22 protein-coding genes are annotated in these 24,606 nt (G+C 62.8%); 9 read left to right on the top strand and 13 right to left on the bottom strand.

Annotated elements, in window-relative coordinates; genetic code table 11:
* Positions 1 to 130 precede the first annotated feature (130 nt).
* The 7 genes from PQR54_RS18185 to PQR54_RS18155 form a co-directional block, all read right to left on the bottom strand.
* Positions 131 to 1,528, bottom strand: a complete 1,398-nt coding sequence (locus PQR54_RS18185) for an undecaprenyl-phosphate glucose phosphotransferase (protein WP_408247986.1) — start codon at positions 1,526 to 1,528, stop codon at positions 131 to 133.
* 36 nt (positions 1,529 to 1,564) lie between these two features.
* Positions 1,565 to 2,299: a Crp/Fnr family transcriptional regulator gene (locus PQR54_RS18180; RefSeq protein ID WP_006048767.1), complete on the bottom strand. Its 735-nt coding sequence runs from the start codon at positions 2,297 to 2,299 to the stop codon at positions 1,565 to 1,567.
* Positions 2,300 to 2,930: 631 nt separating this feature from the next.
* The gene (locus tag PQR54_RS18175) at positions 2,931 to 5,621 is read right to left on the bottom strand and encodes a glycosyl hydrolase 2 galactose-binding domain-containing protein (protein WP_408247983.1); all 2,691 of its coding nucleotides are present in this window, start codon (positions 5,619 to 5,621) and stop codon (positions 2,931 to 2,933) included.
* 39 nt (positions 5,622 to 5,660) lie between these two features.
* On the bottom strand, positions 5,661 to 6,737 hold the full coding sequence (locus tag PQR54_RS18170) for a DUF1839 family protein (RefSeq protein WP_408247980.1): 1,077 nt from the start codon (positions 6,735 to 6,737) through the stop codon (positions 5,661 to 5,663).
* Positions 6,734 to 7,798 carry an amino acid--[acyl-carrier-protein] ligase gene (locus tag PQR54_RS18165; protein WP_408247978.1) on the bottom strand — a complete coding sequence of 355 codons (1,065 nt, stop codon included), beginning with the start codon at positions 7,796 to 7,798 and terminating at the stop codon, positions 6,734 to 6,736. Before PQR54_RS18165 ends, PQR54_RS18170 begins: the two co-directional genes overlap by 4 nt.
* Before the next feature lies 1 nt (position 7,799).
* Entirely contained in the window at positions 7,800 to 9,086 is a 1,287-nt protein-coding gene (locus PQR54_RS18160) for an acyl-CoA dehydrogenase family protein (protein ID WP_408247976.1), read from the bottom strand.
* Positions 9,083 to 9,334: an acyl carrier protein gene (locus tag PQR54_RS18155; protein ID WP_012432736.1), complete on the bottom strand. Its 252-nt coding sequence runs from the start codon at positions 9,332 to 9,334 to the stop codon at positions 9,083 to 9,085. Before PQR54_RS18155 ends, PQR54_RS18160 begins: the two co-directional genes overlap by 4 nt.
* A gap of 347 nt (positions 9,335 to 9,681) precedes the next feature.
* On the opposite strand from PQR54_RS18155, the gene PQR54_RS18150 reads away from it, so the two are divergent.
* From PQR54_RS18150 to lepB, 7 genes are all read left to right on the top strand, one after another.
* Positions 9,682 to 10,215 carry a GNAT family N-acetyltransferase gene (locus PQR54_RS18150; protein WP_012432737.1) on the top strand — a complete coding sequence of 178 codons (534 nt, stop codon included), beginning with the start codon at positions 9,682 to 9,684 and terminating at the stop codon, positions 10,213 to 10,215.
* Between the two features lie 442 nt (positions 10,216 to 10,657).
* Entirely contained in the window at positions 10,658 to 11,491 is an 834-nt protein-coding gene (locus tag PQR54_RS18145) for a class I SAM-dependent methyltransferase (protein WP_408247974.1), read from the top strand.
* Between the two features lie 103 nt (positions 11,492 to 11,594).
* On the top strand, positions 11,595 to 12,800 hold the full coding sequence (locus PQR54_RS18140; protein ID WP_408247972.1) for a sugar phosphate nucleotidyltransferase: 1,206 nt from the start codon (positions 11,595 to 11,597) through the stop codon (positions 12,798 to 12,800).
* Complete coding sequence (locus PQR54_RS18135) at positions 12,775 to 13,365, top strand: flavin reductase family protein (RefSeq protein ID WP_408247969.1); 591 nt, start codon at positions 12,775 to 12,777, stop codon at positions 13,363 to 13,365. The genes PQR54_RS18140 and PQR54_RS18135 overlap by 26 nt, the downstream gene beginning before the upstream one ends.
* Before the next feature lie 334 nt (positions 13,366 to 13,699).
* A complete protein-coding gene (locus tag PQR54_RS18130; protein WP_408247967.1) occupies positions 13,700 to 14,425 on the top strand; it encodes a FadR/GntR family transcriptional regulator in 726 nt (241 codons plus the stop codon).
* A gap of 146 nt (positions 14,426 to 14,571) precedes the next feature.
* Positions 14,572 to 15,570 (top strand): Gfo/Idh/MocA family protein, encoded by a 999-nt coding sequence (locus PQR54_RS18125; RefSeq protein ID WP_408247965.1) that lies wholly within the window; start codon positions 14,572 to 14,574, stop codon positions 15,568 to 15,570.
* A gap of 120 nt (positions 15,571 to 15,690) precedes the next feature.
* Positions 15,691 to 16,389 (top strand): signal peptidase I, encoded by a 699-nt coding sequence (gene lepB / locus PQR54_RS18120; RefSeq protein WP_012432744.1) that lies wholly within the window; start codon positions 15,691 to 15,693, stop codon positions 16,387 to 16,389.
* Positions 16,390 to 16,407: 18 nt separating this feature from the next.
* Here lepB and PQR54_RS18115 read toward each other — a convergent pair whose 3' ends face one another.
* The 6 genes from PQR54_RS18115 to PQR54_RS18090 form a co-directional block, all read right to left on the bottom strand.
* Positions 16,408 to 17,067: an amino acid ABC transporter permease gene (locus PQR54_RS18115; RefSeq protein ID WP_134456290.1), complete on the bottom strand. Its 660-nt coding sequence runs from the start codon at positions 17,065 to 17,067 to the stop codon at positions 16,408 to 16,410.
* 113 nt (positions 17,068 to 17,180) lie between these two features.
* Positions 17,181 to 17,975: a cystine ABC transporter substrate-binding protein gene (locus tag PQR54_RS18110; protein WP_408247963.1), complete on the bottom strand. Its 795-nt coding sequence runs from the start codon at positions 17,973 to 17,975 to the stop codon at positions 17,181 to 17,183.
* A 259-nt stretch (positions 17,976 to 18,234) separates the two neighbouring features.
* Entirely contained in the window at positions 18,235 to 19,296 is a 1,062-nt protein-coding gene (locus PQR54_RS18105; RefSeq protein WP_408247961.1) for a quinone-dependent dihydroorotate dehydrogenase, read from the bottom strand.
* A gap of 83 nt (positions 19,297 to 19,379) precedes the next feature.
* Entirely contained in the window at positions 19,380 to 20,201 is an 822-nt protein-coding gene (locus PQR54_RS18100) for an arginyltransferase (RefSeq protein ID WP_408247958.1), read from the bottom strand.
* A 117-nt stretch (positions 20,202 to 20,318) separates the two neighbouring features.
* On the bottom strand, positions 20,319 to 21,056 hold the full coding sequence (gene aat, locus PQR54_RS18095; protein ID WP_408247955.1) for a leucyl/phenylalanyl-tRNA--protein transferase: 738 nt from the start codon (positions 21,054 to 21,056) through the stop codon (positions 20,319 to 20,321).
* A gap of 9 nt (positions 21,057 to 21,065) precedes the next feature.
* Positions 21,066 to 21,611: an NUDIX hydrolase gene (locus tag PQR54_RS18090; RefSeq protein WP_012432750.1), complete on the bottom strand. Its 546-nt coding sequence runs from the start codon at positions 21,609 to 21,611 to the stop codon at positions 21,066 to 21,068.
* 1,025 nt (positions 21,612 to 22,636) lie between these two features.
* Between PQR54_RS18090 and PQR54_RS18085 the strand changes: the two genes are divergently transcribed.
* A complete protein-coding gene (locus PQR54_RS18085; RefSeq protein ID WP_408247952.1) occupies positions 22,637 to 23,689 on the top strand; it encodes a helix-turn-helix domain-containing protein in 1,053 nt (350 codons plus the stop codon).
* A gap of 228 nt (positions 23,690 to 23,917) precedes the next feature.
* The gene (locus PQR54_RS18080) at positions 23,918 to 24,364 is read left to right on the top strand and encodes a hypothetical protein (protein WP_408247950.1); all 447 of its coding nucleotides are present in this window, start codon (positions 23,918 to 23,920) and stop codon (positions 24,362 to 24,364) included.
* The last annotated feature ends 242 nt before the right edge of the window (positions 24,365 to 24,606 follow it).

Genomic DNA, 24,606 nt, shown 5'->3' with positions numbered 1-24,606 from the left:
TACCGGGCCGGCGGCATGTTTCAGGCCGTCGGCTTCGGTGCTTGCCGCATTGGTTTCGCTGTTTTTGCCGCGAGACATCAGCTTCGAGCCGCGCCGTTGCCAGTCGGGACTGAAGGCCATCTCGCAGTGATCAGAACGCGTTGCGCCCGACAAAGCCCTTGAAGATCGTGATGAACACGATCTTCATGTCGAACCAGAACGACCAGTTGTGAATGTAGAAGAGATCGAACTTGACGCGCGCTTCCATCTTTTCCACCTTGGTGGTGGCGCCGCGATAGCCGTTGACCTGCGCCCAGCCGGTAATGCCCGGCTTGATCCGGTAGCGGTGCATATAGCCGTACACCTGATCCTTGTATAGATCGTCGTGTTCAACCGCATGCGGACGCGGGCCGACTACAGACATCTGCCCGAGCAGCACGTTGAGAAACTGCGGCAGTTCGTCGAGACTGGTGCGGCGCATGAAGCCGCCGAGCTTCGTGACCCGCGCGTCGTTGCGCGAGGCCTGGGTGAGTTGCCCCTGCGCTTCGTGATGCACGGTCATCGAACGGAACTTGTAAATCGCGAACGGCTGGCCGTCCACGCCCTTGCGCGTCTGACGAAAGAACACCGGTCCCGGCGAGCCGAGCTTGATGCCGATCGCGAGCACCACGAAGATCGGTGCGAGCGCGAGCAGCGCGGCCGCCGCGAACAGGCGGTCGAAGATCAGCTTGGGCCACATCTGCGGCGACGAGAAGGGCGTCGCGCTGAGATTCAGCGTGGGTAAACCGACCACATCGACCAGCGCGTGATTGAAAAGCGAGAGGCTGCGTACATCGGGAATGAAGCGCAGATTCACGAAGTCATGCCGGAACATGCGCGTGAACCGGTAGATCGTATGTTCTTCTGACAACGGCAACGCAAGCCACACTTCGTTCACGTGATCTTCGCGCACCTTGGCGGCGAAGGCGTTCAGATCGGTCAGGACCGGCAGGCGGTTCAGACGCGCGCCGTATGCCTCGGCCGCTTCGAAACTGGTGTGGCAGCTCGTATCGAGCACGCAGACCGGTTTGAAGCCGGCTTGCGGCGCATGTTCGAGATGGGCGAGCAGTGTGCGCGCAAAACCCGGTGCGCCGACAATCGCGACAGTGCGGGAATTCATCCCGCGACGTCGCACGATGCGCAGCACCGCGTTCACGAGGCACTTTGTGACGATGATCAGCGCGCCGGAAATCACCGTCGAGTAACCGAACCACAAGCGCGACACGGCATCCATGCGATGCAGCGTGAAAGCCAATACAAGCGCGGTGAACACCACCACCATCCACGCCGCCGCCACTCTCGCCAGCATCGAGGGCAGCGGTTTGCCGCGCCAGGTTTCATACACCCCGAAGCCGGGGAACAGCAACAGCAGGAGGACGCAGTTAAAGGCAATCAGAAGCCGTTCGGTGTCCGACAGCGCGATCGGCGTCGAGAACCGCATCCAGTGAGCGAGCAGCCCTCCCGCAATCACGAAGAGTACGTCGAGGAATCGCGCAGTATTCCTGAACATATTTGACTCTACTCATTAGTCAGACGATCCAGCAGTTTACTCGACGGTTTCGGCCTGACGCAGACGCGGCAGAAGGCGGTCGAATTCGCGCTTGACGAGGCCGTAGCATTCGCAGGCGCGTGCTTCGAGTCCTTTACGGTCGAGCACCTTGATGTGGCCGCGGCTGTGATGGATCAGGCCTTCGTCGTGCAACTTGCCGGCCGCTTCGGTAATGCCTTCGCGGCGCACGCCGAGCATGTCGGCGATCAGTTGCTGGGTCACGGTCAGATCGTTCGACGCCACGCGGTCCACTTCGATCAGCAGCCACCGGCACAGTTGCTTGTTGAGCGCGTGATGGCGGTTGCAGGCAGCGGTTTGTGCGACTTGCGTGAGCAGGGCGTGCATGTACAGCAGCATCAGGCGGCGCAGGAAGTCGGAGCGGGCGAATTGCTGCTTGAGTGCCTGGGCGCTCATGCGGTAAGCGAAGCCGGCGCATTGCACCTGCACGCGGTTCGGCATGGTTTCGCCGCCCGTGAGCACCGGCACGCCGGTCATGCCTTCGCGGCCGACCGCGGCGATCTCGACCGAGCTGCCGTCTTCCATTGTCGAGAGCATCGAGATGATCGCGGTGGTCGGGAAGTAGACGTGATGAATGCGCTGACCGGAGTCGCACAGCAATTGCTCGGTGCGCAGATGAACCAGTTCGAGATGGGGAGCCAGCGCCTGCCATTCATGGGACGGCAATGCGCCGAGCAAATGGTTACCGTGCAAATCGGATTGAAGTGTCAGCATGATCGGTCCTCGCGTGAAAGTCGCGCTCTGCGTGACTTTCTGTTTTTGATCCGATGCCTGCATCCCTTTTGAACGGCGTGCTGCCTGGCGAGCAGCGAAGGATGAACAGGACCGGCCCCGTATTGGCCTTTGTTGCGCCGCCGCCGTTGTTGTGGATCTCTCTGCGGTGACGCGGTGTTGCGCTCTTGTATTAGCGAGGAGCGTGCCAGCGGGAGGGGAAACGAGCACTGGTGCGGGGTAACGCACCAAGGCTTAGCGCCGCGCGAAGCCAAACGTGACTTTTTGTTTCAAATCTGCACAACGTCCTCGCCACCGGCGGGCGCTTCCCAGGCTCGTCCTGTTCCTCGAAAGTCCTTGATGTTATTGGGTTAGCGGGCGCTGGGAGGGGGTGGAAGGCACCTGTCTCACCGCTGAATCAGCGCCGTGATGCACGTTCTCAAGCGGCGTCCGGGATGTGCCGGAATTGATTCAGATGTGTTCAACACGCTTGGTTCGCTGCCGCACGGATGACGATTTCGGCGCGCTAAAAGTCTGAGAAAAACCAACAGTGATTCCGCAGACCAGACAGATGAAGACGCGCAGCGCGCGGTTTTACGCGCCCTGCGAAGGGGTGGTTAGATCAGGGAGACCTTCAGCCGTAGAAGATGGCGGATATCGCATTGACCGCGCGAACTTCGCCCGCGGGCGCCGCGTATGTTGCATCAGCTTGAAACACGCCATTCGATGCCTGTGCAACGAATCTTTCCTGCGACGCGAGCGCAATGAGCGGCACGATGCATGGCCGGTTCGGCGGCAGATGGAACCAGTCGCGCGCGGCCCTATAGTGTGTGTCAACGATATGAACGAAACGCACAAAACGCTTCGCTTCGATCACGAGTTGCCAGCCGTTGCCGTTGCGCTCCACGGCGACCGTCAAGCCCAGATCGTGGCGCTCGCTCACGCGCCGCTCCGGCAGATGAAACGCTTCCGCAACGACCTCGCCACTCGCGAGGTCGCGCAGCGTGGCGATCGTCACATCGTGCGCGCGTGGGCCGAAGCGGTACGCGTGGGTGAAGTCGAAGAACTGGCCGAGGCAGGCGGCCGCGCTGAGACGCTGCGCACTATGCGGCGCCAGTTCGACTTCGCGGCTGGCGGAGGCGACCTTGACGCTGCCGTCACGCAGGCAAACGAGGTCCAGTTGCACGCGCAGCGCCTGCGCACGTTCGTTCAGCAGATGAATATCGAGGCCGTTGAGGCCCTCGTCGGTGATGACGGCCTGAATGGGTTGCAGCGCTTGCGCGAGGCCGTGCAGGGCGCTTTTAGGCCGTCCTGTGGCGTCGATCAAGCCCCAGCCTGCGCCGGGACGCAAATCCTGAAGCTGCCACACCAACGCGCCGCCGCAGCTCGAACCGGCACGGCGCCATTCCGCGAATACATCGCCCATCAATTCTGCGACTACCGCGCGCGACAGGTCCAGATAACGCTCAGGGTCTTCGTAGCGCAAGCGTGCCGGCTCTACACCGTATAAGGTCTGCAGATAATGGTCGCGCACGTCGTCGAAATCCCAGCCGGCGCCGGGGTCGCGCGGCACCGCGGCTTTCCAGCGCGGATCGTGCAGATGAATCGTGCCGAGCGCGTCGTGCAGCGTGGCGTCGTCGGGCACATTGGCGAAGGCGAGGCATTCGGCGGCGAAGCGCACCTGCGAACGGCGCACGTCGTCGAGCGGACGTTGATAGGCGCCTACGCCGTAGTAGTGAGTGATGCCCTCATTAGTTGAAAACGGCCACACGCCCCCCGATGGCGAGTTGCCGACGTACGGCACGTCGCTCCGTTCACGCGCGACGATGGCGGGCAGCTGTTCAGTAAAGAGTGGTTGCGCGCGCATCGAAGGCGGCAGGCCGAACATGGCCGCCTGCTGGTCGACCTCGCTGCCGCCGCACAGCACCGCGAGCGAAGCGAAGCGCCGCGTGCGCGTCAAAAACTGCGTGGCTTCGCGTTCGATCGACGCGCGGAATGCGGCATCGTTCGGATAGTCGAAATTCGCCAACGCGAAGTCTTGCCAGACGAGCATGCCGTATTCGTCGGCGAGCGCATAAAACGCGTCGGACTCGTAGACCATCGTGCCGCCCACGCGCAGCATGTTCATGCCCGCATCGCGAGCCAGCGTGAACGCGTGGCGCAGTTGCGTCTCGCTGCCGGCGAGCGTGACGAGGTCCGCGCTGGTCCAGCATGCGCCCCGGCAGAACACTGGCACGCCATTCAGGCGCAGCGCGAAGCCCATTCCGTCCGGGCCGTGGTCCACTTCAATACTGCGGAAACCGACTGAACCCAATGCGTGAGATGTCGCGTGCCCGTCATCGAGCTGCAACGTCAATGGATATAAAGTGGGCTCGCCGTGCGTATGCGGCCACCAGCGTTCTACGCCATGCACGCGGACGCTGCCGGTCAGTGTATATGCATCGCTCCATTGCAAAGACGAAACAGCGTCCCCGCATTTAAGCGAGGCGCGGCACGCCGCGTCATCGTGCGGATGAACGAAACGTAGCGTGAGCGTAACAAGCCCAGAAGCAAGGCCAGATGCAAGACCAGATGCAAGACCAGATGCAAGACCAGATGCAAGACCGTCGTCGTCGAGCTCGAGCCGGCTCGACACGTCGACGGTATCGAAGGCATGAGGCGCGTCGCTCAGCAGTTCGACCGGACGCCATGGGCCGACCGCCTGCACCGAAGGACACCAGCCGGGCATATGGCCGAGCAGGGTGGTGCGCACGTTGCGCAAGGTGGGCGGCGAGACGAGCCGCGGACGCCACCGCGCGCGTGAACGTTTCGCTGTCAACGCCGGGGTGAGAGAGCGAAAGCACAGCGCGAGCGTCGCGCTGCCGTTCAGTTCGATGTCCAGATCGTGCGCGACGAACATCGAATCGGAATCGAGGCGCTTCACACCGTCGAGCCACACTTCGGCGATGGTGGCGAGGCCGTGCAGACGCAAGCGGCGTAGGCCGGTGCCTTCGATTGCGAGGCGATACCAGTGGTCGTCGAAGGCGAGTGGCGGCGGGTGCGCAATATCCAGCAGACCGGCGGCGCGGCGCGCGCTCGCAACGGTGCCGGGCACTTGCGCGGCGAGCCAGCCGTGCGTGGGTAAATCGGCGGGCGACGCGCACGCGCCCGCGGGTGTGCTGACACACTGCCATCCGGTGTCGAGGCTCAGCGGCCAAAGCGTTTGCGATACGTGCGCCGACGACGCGCGATCGGCATCGGCTTGCGCGGCCTCGCCGGACGTGGGCGCGAGCACACCGCTCGCGCCATCTTCATCAGGCACAAGGTCTATCGTCAGTACATCCACGGCAATCCCCGAGAAGTCCGCGAAGCCGCGCAAGGCGTGTTAAAGCACCAGCGCGGCGAGCGGCGGCAGCGTCTTTTCGTAAGCGCTTTCGAGCACGTCGAAGCAGTCTTCGCACAGATCGCGGCGCCCGCGGGTAATCGCCCGCACGAGCCGGAACTGCATCACCATCGACTCCGACGCGATGCTCTGCGCCGCTGCCGGAATCGACGCCGGCACCTCGAAGCCTTGCGCGGAGAGCCACGTCAGATACTTCGAGAGAAACTCGAAGTTCGCGCCGAGCTGCCGCATCAGGTTGAACGAGTACGGGTGGAAGAACTTTTCGCCACGTTCGAGCAACGTCTCGAGATGCGCGGGAAATGCGGCACGCCACTGCGTAATCGGATTGCTGAGCGGCCGGCGGCTCAAGTGCGCACACAGCAGTTCCGCCGACGCCTCCGCAAGCGCGGTGCCTTCGAGCGCGGGCCGCGACTGCTTGGCGAACTCCACATACGGAAACAGCAGATCGGCCTGCTGCTGGAACTGCGGCAGCTTGCGGAACACGCCGTCGTAGTCTTCACCGTCGAGCAGGTGATAGCCGGTGTTGTGGAAGTAGCCGAGACGGCGCGCGTCCGGATCGATGAAGTCGATGCCCACGGTGGTCTTCGGATGCTCGCGCCGGTACGACGTGGCGCGCGTATTCGGCAGGTAATAGCCGTCCACTTCCACCAGCACGGTATGGCCGCGCAAGGTCTGCGCGAGCACGCGTGCTTCGAGCGAATCGTAGATGGCCAGTTCCTGCACCTGGGTGCCGTAGAGCCGTTCCAGATCTTCGAGCGGAAACTTGAAGAACGTGAACTGATCGCCTTCGAAATCCTGCGTGACGGTAAAGCCGAGCGCCGCGCGCGGTTCGAGCCCGAAGCCGTGCAGCAGTTCGATCCACAGATCGACGTAGCAGTTGGTCTCCTGCCATACGCGCTCGCCCTGATGCAGCGCATGCGGCGCATGCTCGCGCAAGCGCGCTGCGGGTACGGGCGCGGGCGCGGCAACGGCGCCGCCGGCAGCGGGAAGATCGACGTGGCGGTTCAGCGGAAAGGCGCCATTCGCGCCGTTCGGCACGGGTGTCAGAGACGGATTCATGCGCTCTCTCCGGAACCTTGCTCCGTTTCGGTGGACGCCGTTTGCATGGTTCCCATGCCATGCGCCACACGCGCTTCGGTATCGCCCCACAGCAGCGCGCGCACATCGTCCGGCCATGCGTTCACGTCGAGCCCATGATGACGGAACAGCGCGAGTGTGATCCGTTCCATGCCGAAACCGACACAACCCGTATGCGCAATCGTGGTGTCTTCGCACTGGATCTTCCAGATCGCGCCGAAGTGTTCCATGTGATAGTTGAACGACAGGCAAGCTGTCTTGCCGCGCGGATCGGCCACCGGAATCAGCAGCTCGAACTTGAGCGCCTGGGCACGCTGGCTATCGGCGACGATCTTGCCGCCGCGGCCGAAGAACGGGTCGTTGGCGAGGTCCACTTCGACCGGCAATTGCAGCAGATCGATCAAAAGCGAGCCGCGATCGATCCACATCTGGCGGAACGCCATCACCTGTTCCGCGCTGCCGAGGCGCACGTATTCGCGCTGGCGGAACATCTGCATGCGGCCCGGATCCAGCGACGGTTCGTGACGGAAGCAATACGACAGCACATCGATCGTGCGGCCGCTAGAGGGCAATGGACCGCGCCGCGCCATCACCGGATAGATCGGATAGCAGGCGGCGGGCGTGAGCACCACTCGCGTCGGCTTCTGCTGCGCCATCCAGTCGTCGGCGCGATCGTCGTCGCGTTCGGTCATGGCGTCGTCGAGCGCGCGCAACAGGCGCTGGTGGCCCATGTCGTTGCCGCAGAACGAGTGAATCGTGCCGGCCAGATTCGGGAAGCTCTTCAGGTACTCGCTGTCTTCGAAGTCGGTGCGGCGCATGGCGGGCGGAAAGCGCAGCACTTCCGGCTGCTGGTCCGCGCCCAGATGCGTGATCGCCACGTTCAGGCGGTCCACCACGTCTTCGAAAACCTGGCTGCGGCCATACAGGCCGTTTTCGCCGGTGTCGATCAACAGGCCCGCGGCCAGCAGTTCGTCGCGAAAGCTCGGCGCTTCGGCTGCCTGAGCAGCGGCGGCAAGCGCGGCGGTATCGGTCATCGTGTTCATATCAGGCTCTCCCCGGGGCGGCAGGTCGTTGCGCGAGCAACAGGCTCGCGGTGTTCTGCGCGATGCGGTCGTTATTGATCATCAGCGGCGCGGAATGCAGGTCGCGCAAATGGCGCCCGACGCTGTACGGCGTGCCGTTCTTGTAGCCCGCCATGCCGCAGATCATCAGCACTTCGTGCACGACCTGCAGCGCGGTGGTGGAGATGCTCGTCTTCAGCGTGTTCATGTCGGAGGCGAAGCCGAGCATGGCCGCGAGCGGCGCATCGGCTTGCGAGCCGCCGTGACGCGCGTGGTGAGCGGTGCGTGCCGCCTCCAGCGCGACCGCGAGGCGCGCCTGCATCATCTGCAGCAGACCGACCGCTTCAGCGAGGCGCAAACCGGCCGGCGGAACCACACCTGGCTTCGCACGCGCCTGTGCGCGGAAGAACGCTTTCGCGCGATTCACGGCATCCGTGGCCACGCCGGTCCACACCGAGGCCCACAGCGTGTGCGAAACCGGCAGCATGGTCTGATCGGCGATCTCGGCGAAGGGCGTCGGCAGAATCTGTTCGGCCAGACCCGTGGCGACGAGCCGGAAGCCCTCGCTGCAGGTGCCGCGCATGCCCATCGAATCCCAGCCGCCGCGCTTTTCCAGTTGCGTATCGGCGCGCAACGCGACGATCAGCACCTGATCGGCTGCTGCCGATTCGGCGGTGCGGCGAGCCGTGACGAGAATGCCGTCGGCGTGCGCGCCATACGAAATCGTCGGTGCGAGCTTTTCGATGCGAAAGCGCGCACCGTCGAGCTCGACCGAGCAGGCGCTGGTGCGCATATTGCCGCCGATGGTTTCCTCGGAAGTGGCCGACGCCAGCAGCCACTGCTGCTTGACCAGTTGCACGAGCAACTGCCGATGCCATACCGCGTCGCTGCCATGCGCCTCGATGCACGCCACCTGAATCTGGTGCATTGCATACACCATCGCAGTGGAGGCGCAGCCTTGCGCGAGCGTTTCGCAGATCGCGCCGACGTCCGCGAGCGACAGGCCCGCGCCGCCGAACTCGGCCGGCACCATCACCGAGAGCAGGCACTCGCGCTTGAGCGCCTCGAACGCTTCGCTCGGAAAGCGCGCCTCGCGATCCACCGAGTCCGCGAACTGCGCGGCCACCGCCGCACAGCGTTGCGCGGCCGCGCGCCAGCCCGGTTCGGTTTCGACAGCGGTCAACCCGAGCGACGTGTCGGCGCCTTCCGCCGCACCGTGCGCGTGCCTTGAGGCGGGCTGTGCCGCCGCATCCAGCAGCGGGGCGTTCATGCTGCCGCCTTCGCCTGTTGCAGCTCAGTGACTGCGGCGGCCATCGAATCGATGCTGGAGAACAGGCGCCGCGTCAGCAGACGGTCCGGAATCTCAATGCCGAATTCGTCTTCGATTGCCAGCATCAGATGCACGGTCGCGAGTGAGGAGAGGCCCGCGGCGTAGAGGTCGGCGTCGTCGGCCAGCGTTTCCGCCGGGACGTCCAGACGGGCCGATTCGGAAAGGATGCGGCGCAAGGCGTTTTTCATGATGTGGTCCCCTAGTTGTTCAACGTTCTCGGATGGTGCGGACATCGATCGAACCCACGTGATCGTTTTTGTGTCCTTTGCCACGACGCATGCCGGCGTGGTCCATATGTGGGGCGCGGCGCGTTCACAGTGACCGCGTGCGGTTTCAGGCGGCGTGCCGTGATGCCATGCCCCGACGTCCGTATTTAAGATTCGTCAAAGCCCAGCGTCAGTGCGATGGCGCACGGAAACACGCGTTTCACGGACGTACCGTGTAGCCATCAGAACGGGCCAGCCCATGCAGCCAGGCCGTCAAAGCCGGCGCGCCGTGTCGGCGTGGTTGAACTTCTTGACTGCTGGGGAAGGTGATGAACTGGAAAACGCTGGAATTCGATCAGCTTTCGGCACGCGAGCTGTATTTGATCTTGCGGGCACGCAGCGCTGTGTTCGTGGTCGAACAGTCGCATGTTTGTCTCGATGCCGACGGCCGGGATGAAAACGCGGTGCACGTGTTCGCCGTGGAGGACATGTCGCGGCCGATGCCGATTCTTGCCTACGCGCGCCTGCAACCCGGCGACGCGGAAGATCCGGAGATCACCATCGACAAGGTGCTGACGAGCCCGCTGCGGCGCGGCGACGGCACCGCCGAACTGTTGATCGAACGCGTGCTGCAGGCGATTGTCGAGCGTTGGCCGGGCCATGCCGTGCGTGTCAGCGCGCCCCTCGGTCTGCGCGGTTTCTATGAGCAATTCGGTTTTCGCAAGACGGAAGGGCCGTATCTCGAACACGGCGTGCCCTTCATTGGCCTGACACGCCAGGTGCGCGGCAGTCAGCCGCTTTTCGGCGGACGGCGCCGTGAGCGCGACAGCGCGGTACTCGTCAATACGTTCGAGATGCTGTGATCGGGTAGACGCTCGTCACGCGCTTCCAGCGTACCGATTGTCTTTCCCAAGCTAATGCCGCGCGCTCGATGTTCGCGCGGTGCGCGTCGTATGGCAACCGACTGCATTGCCATGTTTTCCAGTGACGCGTGCGACGCGCATTCGCCTTTTCATCGGACTCCGAGACAATGTGGCGGGACGTACATATCAACCATGCAGCGTTTGTTGTAATGGCTTGAAAAAGGGGGAACCTTGTGAGGAGCGTGGCGTGAGGCTAGTAGCGTTCGACGACCGGTTCGGCTGGTGGCATCCGGCGAGCAGGCCGGGCGGCGAACGGCGGGCCACGGCTAAGGCTACGCCCACGCAATGCTTTGTAAAGCGCTCGCGCAGGTTTCGTCTATTCGGGGAAGCGTAATGCATGCGCAAGGATTGTCCAGCGCACATACGCTAAGGGGAGCGTGTAGTGAACAGTCAATCCGAGTTGGACCGCATCAATCGAGTTGCATGGAATTCGTCGGACGCCGAACGCGTGATGACGTTCGGGAAGAACTATTCCGATCCCGGGGAGCAGGCTGCCTTCGATTGGCTCGCACCGCGTTGTGCGGGTCAGCCCCTACTCGATATCGGTATTGGCGCCGGCCGCACGATTCCGTTGATGACGTCCATCTCCGACGACTACATCGGCGTGGACTACACACAGAAACTGCTCGATCTCGCGAAGGCGCGCCATCCCGAACGCGACCTTCGGCATATGGACGCGCGTGACATGTCCGCGCTGCGTTCGGATCATTACGGGCTTGCCGAATTCAGCTGGAACGGCATCGACTGCGTCGACTACGACGATCGCGTGAGAATTCTCGAAGAGATGTATCGGGTAGTGCGGCCCGGCGGTTATGTGCTGTTTTCGTCGCACAACCGCGGCGGCCCCGGCTACCGCGAGAACATCTGGCAGCTGCTGCCGCAATTTTCGTTCAATCCGCTCAGACTCGGCTGGCGCACGCTGCGCTCCGCACGGCGCTTCCAGCTCGGCACGCTGAACTATCTGCGTAACGTGAAGCTGAATCACGACTGCGGCGGCTACGCGGTCAAGACCGCGGCGGCTCACAACTTCGGCATTGTGATTGTCTACACGACGCTGCGCGAGCAGCGCCGGCAACTGGCGCAAGTCGGCTTGCAAATCGACGCCGTGTTCGGCAGTTCCGCGGGCGACCGCATTCCCGACGACGTGGAAGAGAGCGACGCGTGGTGGTTTCACTTCATCGCGCACAAACCGCTCGCCGCCTGTCGCTTCGACTGACGATCACCCTTGGACGAAGGCACGCTGTATACGTAGCACGGTAGTACGCACGGCAACATAGAACAATGAACCGGACGAGTTAGACCGGATAGGGGACCCGTACATGAATCGCATCGTAGAACCAGGCAATCCGCTTGCGTCGACCGGGGGCGTCAGCGAAGCGGCCACACGTTTAACCGTGCAGCCGGTGATCTTCGCAGATCGCTCGGGCACTCGATCGTGGCCGTTGTCGCGCGAACGCAATCGGAAACGGTCGATCGACCTCATGAGCGATGCGTCGTTGCTCGAAACCACGCTGAGCCGGCTCGACGCGTCGTTCGTCACGGCGCAACACGCTGCGTCGGCATGCGGTCCGCGATCCATTGCGGCGCCGTTAGTGGTCTGTTGCGAGGACCTGCATCGGCAAACGCGCGAACCACTAGAGCGGCTCGCGCGATCGGGCCGGTTCGTGCACATGATCCTCGAACCGATGTCACGCGACACCGCGCCCGCGTTGACCATCGCTGCGCTCGCCGCGCGCGCGGCGGCTGTGGAGGGCGACGATCCGCTTATCGTCGCGTTGCCGGCGGATCATCTGATTGCCGATCACATTACGTTCGGCGCGGCACTCGCCGAGGCGCTCGAGCACGCGACGCACGGCGCGCTCGTCGCGCTCGGCGTGCCGCCGAAGCGCGCGGAAACAGGCTACGGCTATATCCGCACGGGGGCGGCGCTCGGCAAACGGGGCGCGCGCGCCATCGAACGGTTCGTCGAGAAGCCCGATCCGGAACTGGCGGAGCGCTATGCCGCCTCCGGCAATTACTGGTGGAACAGCGGCATGTTCGTGGTGCGCGCGTCGGTCTGGCTCGCGGCCATCGCGCTCTGCCAGCCGGCGATCGCCGAGGCCTGCGCGGCCGCGTTCGAGCGTGCCACGGTCGACGGCGACGGCACGCTGCAACTGGCGCGCGATGCGTTGGCCCTGTGCCCGTCCCGTTCGATCGACTGTGCGGTGATGGAGCGCGTCGGCACCGACGCGCGCGTGGTAGGCGTCACCGTGCCGTTCGTCGCGGAGCGCGCGGAAGTGAGCGCCTGGGATTCGGCGATGCGCGCCGCGCGCGGCGAGGAATGCTTCATGCTCGCGGAGAAAAACCAGTCGACGTATGTTCCGCCCGGCGTCACGCGCCGGCTGGAAAATCCGGTCAGGACGCCGCGAGAAATGATCGAGGTCCAATCAGACGGCCATCCGGGCGAAGACGACATCGTGCGTTTCGAGGACCCGTTCGGTCGCAATCTGGAGAGCGCTCATGCACGCAAAGCTACTTCACGCTGAGACGCCGTACGTCTCGCAGGCGACTTTCGACGAGCGGCGCTTTCGTCACGCGTTGGGACGCTTCGCGACCGGCGTGGTGGTGATCTCGACCGGCAGCGGCGACGATTTGCATGCGATGACCGCCAACGCCTTCATGTCGGGCTCGCTCAAGCCGCCGCTGATCGTCGTCTCGGTCGGGCACCGGGCGCGTATGCACGAGCGTCTGATGGACAGCGCGCTATTCGGCGTGAGCGTGTTGTCCGAGGCGCAGGAGCCGCACAGCCGCCACTTTGCCGGCGAGCCGCAGAGCCGGCTCGCGCCGCGCTTCGCGCCCGTCGAAGGGCTCGCGGACGTGGTGCTGCTCGAACACGCGGCGGCGCGTTTCGCCGCGCGCGTGGTGGACCGGCATCCGTGCGGCGACCATACGCTGTTTGTCGGCGAGGTGCTGGTGTTCTCGCTCGATGAACACGCGCCGCTGATCTTTTTCGGCGGGCGTTATGGATCGGTGGCGGCGCCGGATTCTATTCAGCGATCGACTGCGGCGTCCACACAGGACTCGCCGCCAATTGCCGCGAGCGCCTCCTGATGCGAACGTCATCCGTCATTTCCCGCCAGTTCCTATCCGCCGACGCAGGGTGGATCAGACAAATCGTCTCGCAACGTGCGTCTTCGCACTATGCAAATTCTGCAACGCAGGCACGCTTGAGACGCAAGCTTATGGCCCGTCAAAATATGCGGCGTTACAAGGAAGAAACAATTCTTCAGAGGGATAACCCTGTCAGGAAGTCTCCCAACTGGCGCAACCGTTTTGAAGCTAGCAACGTATCGTAGAAGAACTAAGCGACATCAATAAAGCGAGACATAAGGGCCGCACGACCAACAGGCTACGCGGGGGCAAACACCGCTTCGGGGAGAGTGTCATGGAACAGGCAAACAAAGATCGATCGCTCGTGAGCAAAGTCATGGATGGACTGGTCACGGGCATCGTCGAAGAGAAATACGGCGCCATACTGCCACCGCAGGATGTGCTGTCGAAGGAGTTCGACGTCAGCCGCACCGTCATGCGCGAGGCGCTGTCGATGCTGCTCGCGCGCGACATGCTGGACGTGCGGCCGAAAATCGGCACGCGCATCCGGTCGATGAGCGATTGGCGCATGATCGACGAAGACGTCGTGAACTGGCGTTTTCGCGCTAAACCCGATCCGCTGTTTCTGCGCGACGTGATCGAGTTTCGCATCCTGATCGAACCGCGCGCCTCGGCGCAGGCGGCCGCGCGCGGCAGCGCGGCGGATATTGCCGCGATCCGCGAGGCGTTCGAGGCGTTCCGCACGATCCGCCCGGGCGAGCCGGGCTATCAGGAAGCGGACGAACTGTTCCACACCCGCATCGTGGTGGCGAGCGGCAATCAGTTCTTCAAGCAGATGGCGGCGATCATCCGCGGCGCGCTCTCGACCGTCAATCCCATCGTCACCGAAAGAGACGGGGACGGGCTGTGGGAAACGGCGGTGAAATCCCATCAACGCGTGGTCGAAGCGATCGAACGGCGCGATCCGAAGGAAGCGGAACTCGCTTCGCTTGCAATGATCGACTACACCGCGGAAGAAGTCAGCGGCCAGTTTTCATCGGAACCGCCGGCACGCAGTTGAGCGTCGCCGCCGCGGCGGCACGCTGGGTCTTTTATTTTCCTTGTGAGACTGTGCGATACGGAAGGGCGCGCGTTCACGTCCACGCGAGAGCGTGTGGCATGCGCGACAATAGCGCCTGTTCTGAACTGCATGGACTCGAAGGAACGATGACAATCGCAACGCAGGAAATCCCCTCGGACGGCACGATCCGCTGGGGAATCGTCGGGACGGGCCGCATTGCCCGTCGCTTCGCGGCAGGTCTCGCTCATGTGCCGCACGCGCAACTTTCCGCGCTATGGTCACGCCGTGCGGAACCGGCCATGGCATTCGCCGGGGAATTCGGCGGCGAGGTGTGCGCGAGTTTCGACGCGCTGCTCGCCAGCGGCATCCACGCGCTCTATATCGCCACCGTCCAGGACAGTCACGCCGACTACGCGATCGCCGCGCTGCAAGCCGGTCTGCACGTACTGTGCGAAAAACCCGCCACCATCAATCAGCCGCAGCTCGAGCGCGTGCTCGACGCCGCGCGAGGCGCGCAGCGGCTCTTCATGGAAGCCATGAAGCCGCCCTTTTATCCGCTCTACAGAAAGTTGCGCGCACATCTAGATGCCGATCCGATCGGCGCGGTCGGGCTGGTGCGGGCCGGCTGCTCGGTGCCGGGCGTGCCGGACGATCATCCGTCGCTGTCGTTCGAGCATGCGGGCGGTGCGTTGCTCGACATCGGTATCTACGAGATGTTTCTCGCCGTCGACTGGCTGGGCGCGCCGCTCGAGGTGCAGACGCTGGGGCGGCTCGGGGCGACGGGCGTCGATACGTTCGCGAGCCTGAACAGTCGGCACGAAGGCGGCATCGCCCAGTTGTTCTGCGGGCTCGATCTGCACGGCAAGGGCGATGCGCTGCTGATGGCCAAAGGGGGACACGTCACGATTCACGAGCCATGGTGGAATCCGTCGCGCGCGACGATCCGTTATACCGATGGACGCGTGGTCGAACTCGACGAGCCGTTCGAAGGCGGCGGCCTGAACTACGAGACCGCGCACTTCTGCGAACTGATCCGGGCGGGGCAGGTGGAAAGTCCGGTGATGCCGCATGGCAGGTCGCTGCAGATGATCGCGATGGCCGACGCGGCGCGCGCGGCACTCGGGTTGAAGTTCGCAGGAGAGTAGCGCAACCGGCGTTGCCGCATTGCGCCCAGCAGCGGTGGTAGGATTTGCGCGGGCATGCGGAGAGAAAAAACGCTCCACGTGTCCGCCGCTTTCGAATTCCTTCCAATGGAGCCGCTTGCCATGCGCATGCTCGGAAAACTGTGGCGCGACAACAAGAGCGTCGTCGCGTTTCTCTTCCTGATGGTGTTGTTTCGCAGCGCCGTGGCCGACTGGAACGTCGTGCCGAGCGGCTCGATGCTGCCGACGATCCGCGAGGGCGACCGGATCTTCGTCGACAAGATGGCCTACGATTTGCGCGTGCCGCTCACGCATATCGCGATCGCGCATCTGCACGATCCGCAGCGTGGCGATATCGTGACGATCGATTCGTCGGCGGCGCATGAGCTGATCGTCAAGCGCCTGATCGGCTTGCCCGGCGACAGCGTGGCGATGCGCGAGAACGTGCTGTATGTGAACGGCGTGCGCGCCGATTACCAGCCGCTCAAGCTCAAGCCGCTGCCTGGCGACGCCGCATCGCCCGGCGACTATCTGACCGAACGCTTCGACGGCGTCACGCATACGGTGCGGCTCGCGCCGCAGGCGCCGAGCCCGCGCGATTCGTTCGGGCCAGTGGTCGTGCCGCCCGGCGAGTATCTGATGCTCGGCGACAATCGCGACGACAGCGCCGATTCGCGTTACTTCGGCTTCTTTCCGCGCAAGGAATTGATGGGCCGCACGCGCCATGTCGCGTTTTCGCTCGACCCGGACCACTACTACACGCCGCGCTTCGAACGCTTCGGTGCGCCGCTGGATGCGGCGTCTTCTGTCGCCAGCCGCTAAACCAAAAGCTTCGGGTGCTCAGTGGCGCGACGGCAGCGCAAGGCGCCGTTCGTACCAGCGTTGCACGCTTTCGAGCACCTGACACAACACCCAGTAAACGGCGGCCGCGGCCAGATACAACGGCAGCGGCTGATAGGTCGACGCGATGATCTCCTGCGCGCTGCGCAGCAGTTCGGTCACGGTGATCACCGACACCAGCGAAGTGTCCTTGATCAGGCTGATCAGACTGTTCGACAGACTCGGCACGGCAATGCGCAAGGCTTGTGGCGCGATCACGTAGCGCAGCGTCTGGCGTCGCGAGAGTCCGAGACTGTAGGCGGCGAGCCATTGGCCGTTGTGGATCCCCAGGATCGCGCCGCGCATGCTCTCCGACAGATACGCGGCCACATTCGCGGACAATGCGATCACGCCGGCCGGCGTCGGGTCGAGTGAAATGCCGAAACTCGGCAAGCCGTAATAGATCACGAAGATCTGCACCAATAGCGGCGTGCCGCGCATCACGCTCACATAAATGCGCGCGATCCAGTTCAGCACGCGGTTGTGGCTGACGCCCATCAGCGCGAGCACGGCGCCGGCAATCAGGCCGAAGATCATCGACAGAACCGCGAACTTGACCGTCAGGACGGCGCCCTGCGCGAGCACGGGCAGCGATTCAACGAGCAGGGAAGTGGTGGACATGAGCTGGGCGGAGGACGGGTTAGGCGCGCAAAAGCGCACATCATAAACTTTGCTGTAGAAGCGCGAAGGGCGGCATCGTCGACGATGCCGCCCTTCGGTTCAGCTAGCGTGTTTTACTTGATCGGCTTGCTGACGTCGATGCCGAACCACTTGTCCGAGATCTTCGAGAACGTGCCGTCTGCTTCGAGTTGAGTCATCGCGTCGTCGATCGCCTTGGCGAACTTCGGGTTGCCCTTTCTGAACGGAATGCCGGAAGGGTTGCCCGCGCCGACATTCGCGCCGGTGCGCAGCGGCAACTGCGAGTTCTTCATCAGGTAGGCGAGCATCAGGCGGTCGTTGAGCGCCGCGTCCAGACGCCCGGCGGCCAGATCGCGCAGGTACTCGGGCGCGCCCGGATACGTCTTTACGTCGATGCCCGGCACCGACTTCGCCATGTCCATGTAGTTCGTGCCCAGACCGACGCCGAGCTTCTTGCCCTTCAGATCGTCGAGCGACTTGAACTGGCGCGTGTCGTCCTTACGCTGGATCAGTTGGGCGGCCGAATACGTGTAGGCCGGCGAGAAGTCGAGCGCCTGCTTGCGTGCGTCGGTGATGCCGACCTGGTTGACGATCACGTCGAACTTGTTCGCCTGCAGACCGGCGATGATGCCGCTCCATTCCGTCGTGACGAATTCCGGCTTCACGCCGAGCTTGGCGGCCACGGCCTTGGCGATGTCGACGTCGTAGCCGACCAGTTCGCCCGACGGCGCTTTCGAATTGAACGGCGGGAAGGTGCCTTCCAGACCGATGCGCAGCGTGCCGCGCTGTTTGACCTGATCGAGCAGGTCGTCGGCGTGGGCGGCGACGGCGGTGAACGACGCGCCGATCAAACCGGCGGTGAGAATCTTTTTCAGCAAGCCAAATTTCATCGAGTTCCTTTTTTGTTCGTCTGGCGTTTTAGCAGACGAAAGCATAACAAAGCAGACTATCGAAATTCAAATATCGTTTGTTTATGTCTATATTACGGGCGCGGGGCGCGGCGTCCTGGATGCGGCGGCGAGACGCGAGACGCAGAAGGCGAGACGCGAGACGCGGGGCATGGTCGCGCGGGGCACAGGGCACCGGCGCTATAACCCGATGCCCGAGCCGAGCGTCGCGAGGCAGGCGCGACGCTCGGCGCAGCCGGGTTTAACGCAGCGCTTGCGCACATTCGGCGACCAGCGCCGGTCCGCGATAAATAAACCCGGTATAAAGCTGCACCAGCGACGCGCCGGCCGCGATCTTCGCGCGCGCATCGTCGCCGGAAAAAATCCCGCCGACGCCGATGATCGGCACCGTTTCGCCGACTTCCGCGCGCAGCTTGCGGATCACTTCGTTCGACGCGTCGAACACCGGCTTGCCCGACAGGCCGCCGGCTTCGTCGCCGTATTGCATGCCGGCGACGGCGGTGCGCGAGAGCGTGGTGTTGGTGGCGATGACGCCTTCGAACCGGTGACGCAACAACGTGTCGGCGATCGATTTGATCTGTTCGTCGTCGAGGTCTGGTGCGATCTTCAGCGCGAGCGGCACGAGCTTGCCGTGCATGTCGGCGAGACGCTGCTGCTTCTCCTTGAGCGCCGCGAGCAGCGCGTCGAGTTCGCCCGCGCCTTGCAACTGGCGCAGATTCTTCGTATTCGGCGACGAGATGTTGACCGTCACGTAGCTGGCGAACGGATACACGCGTTCGAGGCAGTACAGGTAGTCTTCGGCGGCGCGCTCGATCGGCGTGTCGGCGTTCTTGCCGATGTTCAGGCCGAGAATGCCGCGGTAGCGCGCGGCCTGCACGTTCTTCACGAACTGGTCGACGCCCGCGTTGTTGAAGCCCATCCGGTTGATCACGGCGTTCGCCTGCGGCAGGCGGAACATGCGCGGGCGCGGATTGCCCGGCTGCGCGCGCGGCGTGACCGTGCCCACTTCGATGAAGCCGAAGCCGAGCGCGGCCAGGCCGTCGATGCAGGCGCCGTCCTTGTCGAGACCCGCCGCGAGCCCAACCGGGTTGCGGAACGTCAGCCCCATCACGGTGCGCGGCGCATCCGGCACGCGCGGCGCGAGCGCGCCGGCGAGGCCGGTGCGGCCGGCGGCGCCGAGCATGCGCAAGGTGAGGTGGTGAGCGTCTTCCGCGTCCATGCGAAAGAGTTGGGCGCGTACAAGCGGGTAGAGGGAACTGAACACGGGATGAAGCCGGGCGGCCGGAAAATGGGAACCCGCCATTTTACCGGCTTTGGGACATTAATGAGACCGACTGGCGGGATCGGGCGCGGCCCGCTCGATCGCGCGCCTTTGCAACGGCCGGGCTACGGCTTGAGCGGCGGGCGCTTGCCGTGTATCGCCAGGTCGACCGGCGGCAGGTCTACGCTCGTGGGATCGAGCACGCACCAGGCGCCGTCGATCAAACCCTCGAGCGGCCGAAAATTCGCCTTGTACGCCATCTTCGGACTCTCGCGAATCCAGTAGCCCAGGTACACGTAGGGCAGCTTGAGGCTGCGCGCCTGCTCGATCTGCCAATAGATGTTGTAGGTGCCGAAGCTCGTGTTGGGCAGCCCCGGTTCGAAAAACGTGTACACCGACGAGAGCCCGTCGCCGAGGATATCGATCATGCTGATCATGCGCAGAATGCCCGGCGCATCCGGACGATCGCGCAGCGGTTCGCGGAATTCGACCAGCCGCGAGTTGATGCGGCTCTGCAACAGGAACTGCTCATATTGGTCGCGGCTGTCGCGATCCATGCCGCCGCCCGCATGCCGCGCCGATTGATAACGCATGTAGAGCGCGTAGTGCTCTTCGTCGTAGTGGAGCGGCGCGACGGTGGCAATGAGTTCGCCGTGTTTCTTCCAGACGCGGCGCTGCGTGCGGTTCGGCTCGAACTGGTCGACCGGCACGCGCACCGGCACGCAGGCGCGGCAGCCGTCGCAATACGGCCGGTACGTGAACACACCCGAGCGCCGGAAGCCGGCCTTGACGAGGTCGGTGTAGACGTCGGAGTTGATCAGGTGACTGGGGGTGGCGACTTGCGAGCGCGCAATGCGCCCGTCCAGGTAACTGCAGGGATAGGGCGCCGTTGCATAAAATTGCAGCGCCGAAAGCGGTGAAAGAGGCAGCTCGTTGGGATGAGTCACGTTGGCAGCTCTCGAAGCGTCTCTGGTAATGCAAACCCGGCGCCTTGCGGTGGACAACCCGCGGCTCGTGACCCGCGGCTCGGTAGGCGGCGGATCCGGATTCGGCCTGATTCTTTCCTACGACGCCGGCGCGACGACCTCGAGCAACGCGGTCTTGTCGAAGCGCCAGGGAATCGGCGGCGCCTCGACCGACGCGCGAACATGCGCGATGAACGCCTTGCGCGCTATCTCGCGACCGCCTAGCGACGCCAGATGCGACGTGTTCTGCTGGCAGTCTATCATTTCTATTTCGTGACGGCGTAAGTGTCCGACAAGCGCGGCCAGCGCCATTTTCGACGCATCCGTGACCTCCGCGAACATGGACTCGCCGAAGAACATTTTGCCGAACGACACACCGTACAAACCGCCCACGCGCTTGCCTTCGAACCAGGTTTCGATGCTGTGCGCGTCGCCCACGCGATGCAGCGACGAGTACGCATCGACCACATCTGCGGTGATCCAGGTGCCGCGCTGTCCACGTCGCGGCGCCTGCGCGCAGGCGCGCATCACCGAGGCGAAATCATGGTCGACGCGGATTTCCCACGCGTCTTCGCGCAGCACGCGCCGGAGCGTTTTGCGCAGCGACGGCGCCACCTTGAATTCGGCGGGGCGCAGGACCATGCGCGGGTCGGGGCTCCACCACAACACCGGCTGGCCGTCCGAATACCACGGGAAGATGCCGCGCCGATAGGCGTCGATCAGGCGCGACGGCAGCAGGTCGCCGCTGGCGGCGAGCAGGCCGGGCGCGCCGCTGGTCGCGCCGAGGGCGCGTTCGACGGGCGGAAACGGATCGTCAGGTCCGAGCCAGGGAACCATGCGCGCCGCTCAACCTTCGCGCAGCGAGCGGAAGATGTCGCCCGTGTGCAGGCCGAAGCTGCCGGCGGCGCGGTCGGCGAAAAAGAAGCGCAGGGTCTGGCCGACCGTGGGAAAGGCAATCTCGTCCCAGGGGACTTCGTGTTCTTCGAAGAGCTTCACTTCGAGGCTTTCTTCGCCGGCGGCAATGTCGAGATCGAGCAGGCGCGCCATATAGAACAGATGCACCTGATGCACGTGCGGCACGTTCAGCAGCGAGAAGAGGTTTTGCACTTCGACGCGCGCGCCGGCTTCTTCCAGCGTTTCGCGCGATGCCGCTTCGGCGGTCGTCTCACCCATTTCCATGAAGCCCGCGGGCAGCGTCCAGTAGCCGTAGCGCGGTTCGATCGCGCGACGGCACAGCAGCACTTTGTCGTCCCACACCGGGACGGTGCCGACCACGTTGCGCGGATTCTGATAGTGCACCGTGCCACAACTGCCGCAAACGAAGCGCTCGCGGTTGTCGCCAGGCGGAATGCTCAGGCTGACGCCCTGGCCGCAGACAGAACAGAATTTCATAGGAAGGGGACGAGAAAGGGTGATAGGAGTTTATCACTGGGACGCGATTTTTCTCAGGCCGCAGAATTGGCGTCGCACGGGATTCCGCGGGCGGTGAGGCTGGGGCGCGGGGCGCCGGAACGGCTCGCAAATGCCGCAATCATTTTGTTCGGAATCCGGAGTATCTAGCGCGTGAGGCTTGATTCGAAGGCGCGGATGCGTCAGGGGCGGGGTGATTGACTTCAGGAACCGCTGATGGAATCAGACTGGGGAAACGAGAAAAGCGGGGAATGCGCGACGCGCGATGAAATATTTGGAAAGAAAACAAAAAAGGCCTGCCGGTTTGGCAAGCCTTCAATGTTGTTTTCGACGTCTCTAACCAACTTGATGAGCTTGGTTGCGGGGGTAGGATTTGTCACCCGGAGACAGGTCTGGCTGCAGTCTATAGACGTGCCGACCGGACGCCCACGGCGCGCTAGGCCCGTTGGCGCGCCGGCTCTGCCGCGCTGACATTGACCGGGGCTGCGCAGCCGGTCGTGCTGCGCGGCTTCTCTGCCTTGGTTGAAATTGTGCTTGCTCGCGTGCGCTGTATAGAAACACAGTAGCAGCCAGAGCCGCGTTCCGCCCCCCTTCTGTACGACAACTCTGACGACGACGCGGTCCGCACTATCACGCGCGCGACAATACGGCCGCGCCAGGGAAAACACCTACAATCCGTAAGATCGAAACTCAATTTACCGACCGCGGCCAAGCGCTCTGATCTTCGAGTCGCGCAGCCCCCACCCGACAGGGCTTTCACGCCGAATGCAATTAACGACGGAAATCAACTTTTGTCCGTAAATTGATTTTGCGAATTCCAAGGAAATAGACATGCGTATATTCGACAGGAACGTCCACCAGTCGAGGCTTGCGCACGACGTTTAAATCCTCTAATGTTGATTCCGCATTACCGAAACCCAAATAATAAACACTCGTCTATAAGACCGCGCGCAAATAGACAATTGTATTAAATGAATTCACCGTGTTAATTGCTTGGGGAATTTTTTATGTACGGTCTTGATTTTTCCGAATGTCGCTTCGTAACGGACCACAAGGGGAACAAGTTGCGCGCCGACATCCCTTATTCCATGTTCTCGATGCTGGCCGAGTTCAGGCAGGCGGCGCTGGCTGCGCAGACACGACGCGTTGAACAGTCGGTAAGGCCTGGAGCTTTCAAGGGATCGCTTGCCAATTCGGCTTGCGGTATGGCCGAGTTAGGGAACGAATGCACTGGCAAACCGTTGGACCGACAACCGCCATCGAACCCACGAGTGGGCAGGCGCGAGGCATTCGAAGCCTTGTTCAGCGAGCCGGTGGCGCCTATCGTTACAGCAATCGGACCAGATGTGCTATCCGCCAGCGAGCAGTTGAACGATGCGCCCACGCTACCCGTCGTAGACGCTGCCCCGGCCACGAGCCGCTACATACGTCACGTTTTCTTTCCACGAGAGTTTCGGGCACCTGTCCCTGACGAGGTCGCCGCTGCGATCGAGGGCGGCACCTACTTTCTGCGTGCATGGCGGGAATACCGTAAATTCACGGCAGTTGACGCGGCCGAATTAACTGGTCTGTCTGATAAGACGGTTATCTGGCACGAGCAGGGATATAACTCACCCGGCAAAGAAACGCTAAAGCGCTTTGCTGAAATATACGATTGCTCGCCTGATCAGTTGAGCGCCATTTCAAATTCTGAAAAGACTAAAAAAGAAGCGAATTATAATAAGCCAGATAAGATGGCACCCGTTGACACGGATTATCCTGATACCGTGCTCGATCACATTCGGGCAGGTAAATCGCCGGTTATTGCCTGGCGCATCTATCGACGGATGACGGACAAGTATGTTGCCGACGGCTTCGGAACGTCGGTCGAATTATTGACACGGATGATCGACCAGGATCGCATGAGCGACCGTGTGCTGAAGAAGTTCGCCCAGATATTCCATTGCAGCCTGGATCAGCTACGCCGTCCCGAAGGGCTGGTTGTCGAGCCACATAAGGTCAGAGCAATGGCTGCCTCTCATCTGACAACAAATACATTACAGGCCGCAAATGCAGCGTAAGACGATAATCAGGAAGGCACGCCCATTCCTGAACTGATCTGATTATTAGAACCGGTTAGGGACGACGCAAGTCGTCATGAAACGGTCGCATCAAAAAAAAGCACGACGGCGGTGCATGTATTCAAAGGAACCTGGAGATTACATATATAAAACATTGCGCTCGCCGTTGATGAAATCTAACTCTGAACGCCCGCACTTGCGGGCGTCGTCATTTGCGAGGGCGGCATTATGAGTTTCGGCGAGAACGTGCGGCATGTTCGTCTGCTCCTTGGATGGAAGCGTGGCGACCTCGTAGACCGACTTGGTCCAAAGGCCAAAGGGAGGGATCGGGCAAAACTTGGACAACAGGTTTATCAACTTGAGCGGCGCGCGTCGCGTCACTCGGATCTGCTGTTGCCACTCGCAGATGCATTCGGGATTGCGCCGGATCTTCTGCTTAACCGAGACCTGACCAGTCTCACGCTCGCCGAAATGCGGCTGCTCAGGGAGGATGCAGCCGCCCCGGTCCCGAACGACCTGTTAGTTCTGGCCGAACGGTTCGTGCTGGCGACAGACGGAACTCGCACAATGATTGAGAAAATCGTCGCCGCAGACCGTGACAACCCTGCCGTCGTCAGGCGACTGTCGATCATCGTCGATGTTTATCTGGACGATGTCCGGGCGCGCCGCAGGTGAATCGGACTATTCATACGGGCGCGCGCCACGCGCGCCCGTATATTGGTGGCTGTATCAGGGCCATCCTTCTATAAAGACGGGCCGTGCTCCCCGGACGGCAAGTCATGCGGATTTGGCCCGCTCCCAGTGGGCTCTTTTTTCCCATGTTGGCGAAATGCTACAGATCAATGCGCCGCGCATCGCCCATTCATAGGACAAATCTGAAAGTATGCGTTCTTGATAATTTGTGACGGACTTTTTCA

The sequence above is a fragment of the Paraburkholderia phytofirmans genome (assembly GCF_046028095.1).
Taxonomy (GTDB): domain Bacteria; phylum Pseudomonadota; class Gammaproteobacteria; order Burkholderiales; family Burkholderiaceae; genus Paraburkholderia; species Paraburkholderia phytofirmans_A.
Note: the sequence above shows the minus strand (reverse complement) of the source record. Positions and strands in the feature narration are given on the sequence as shown.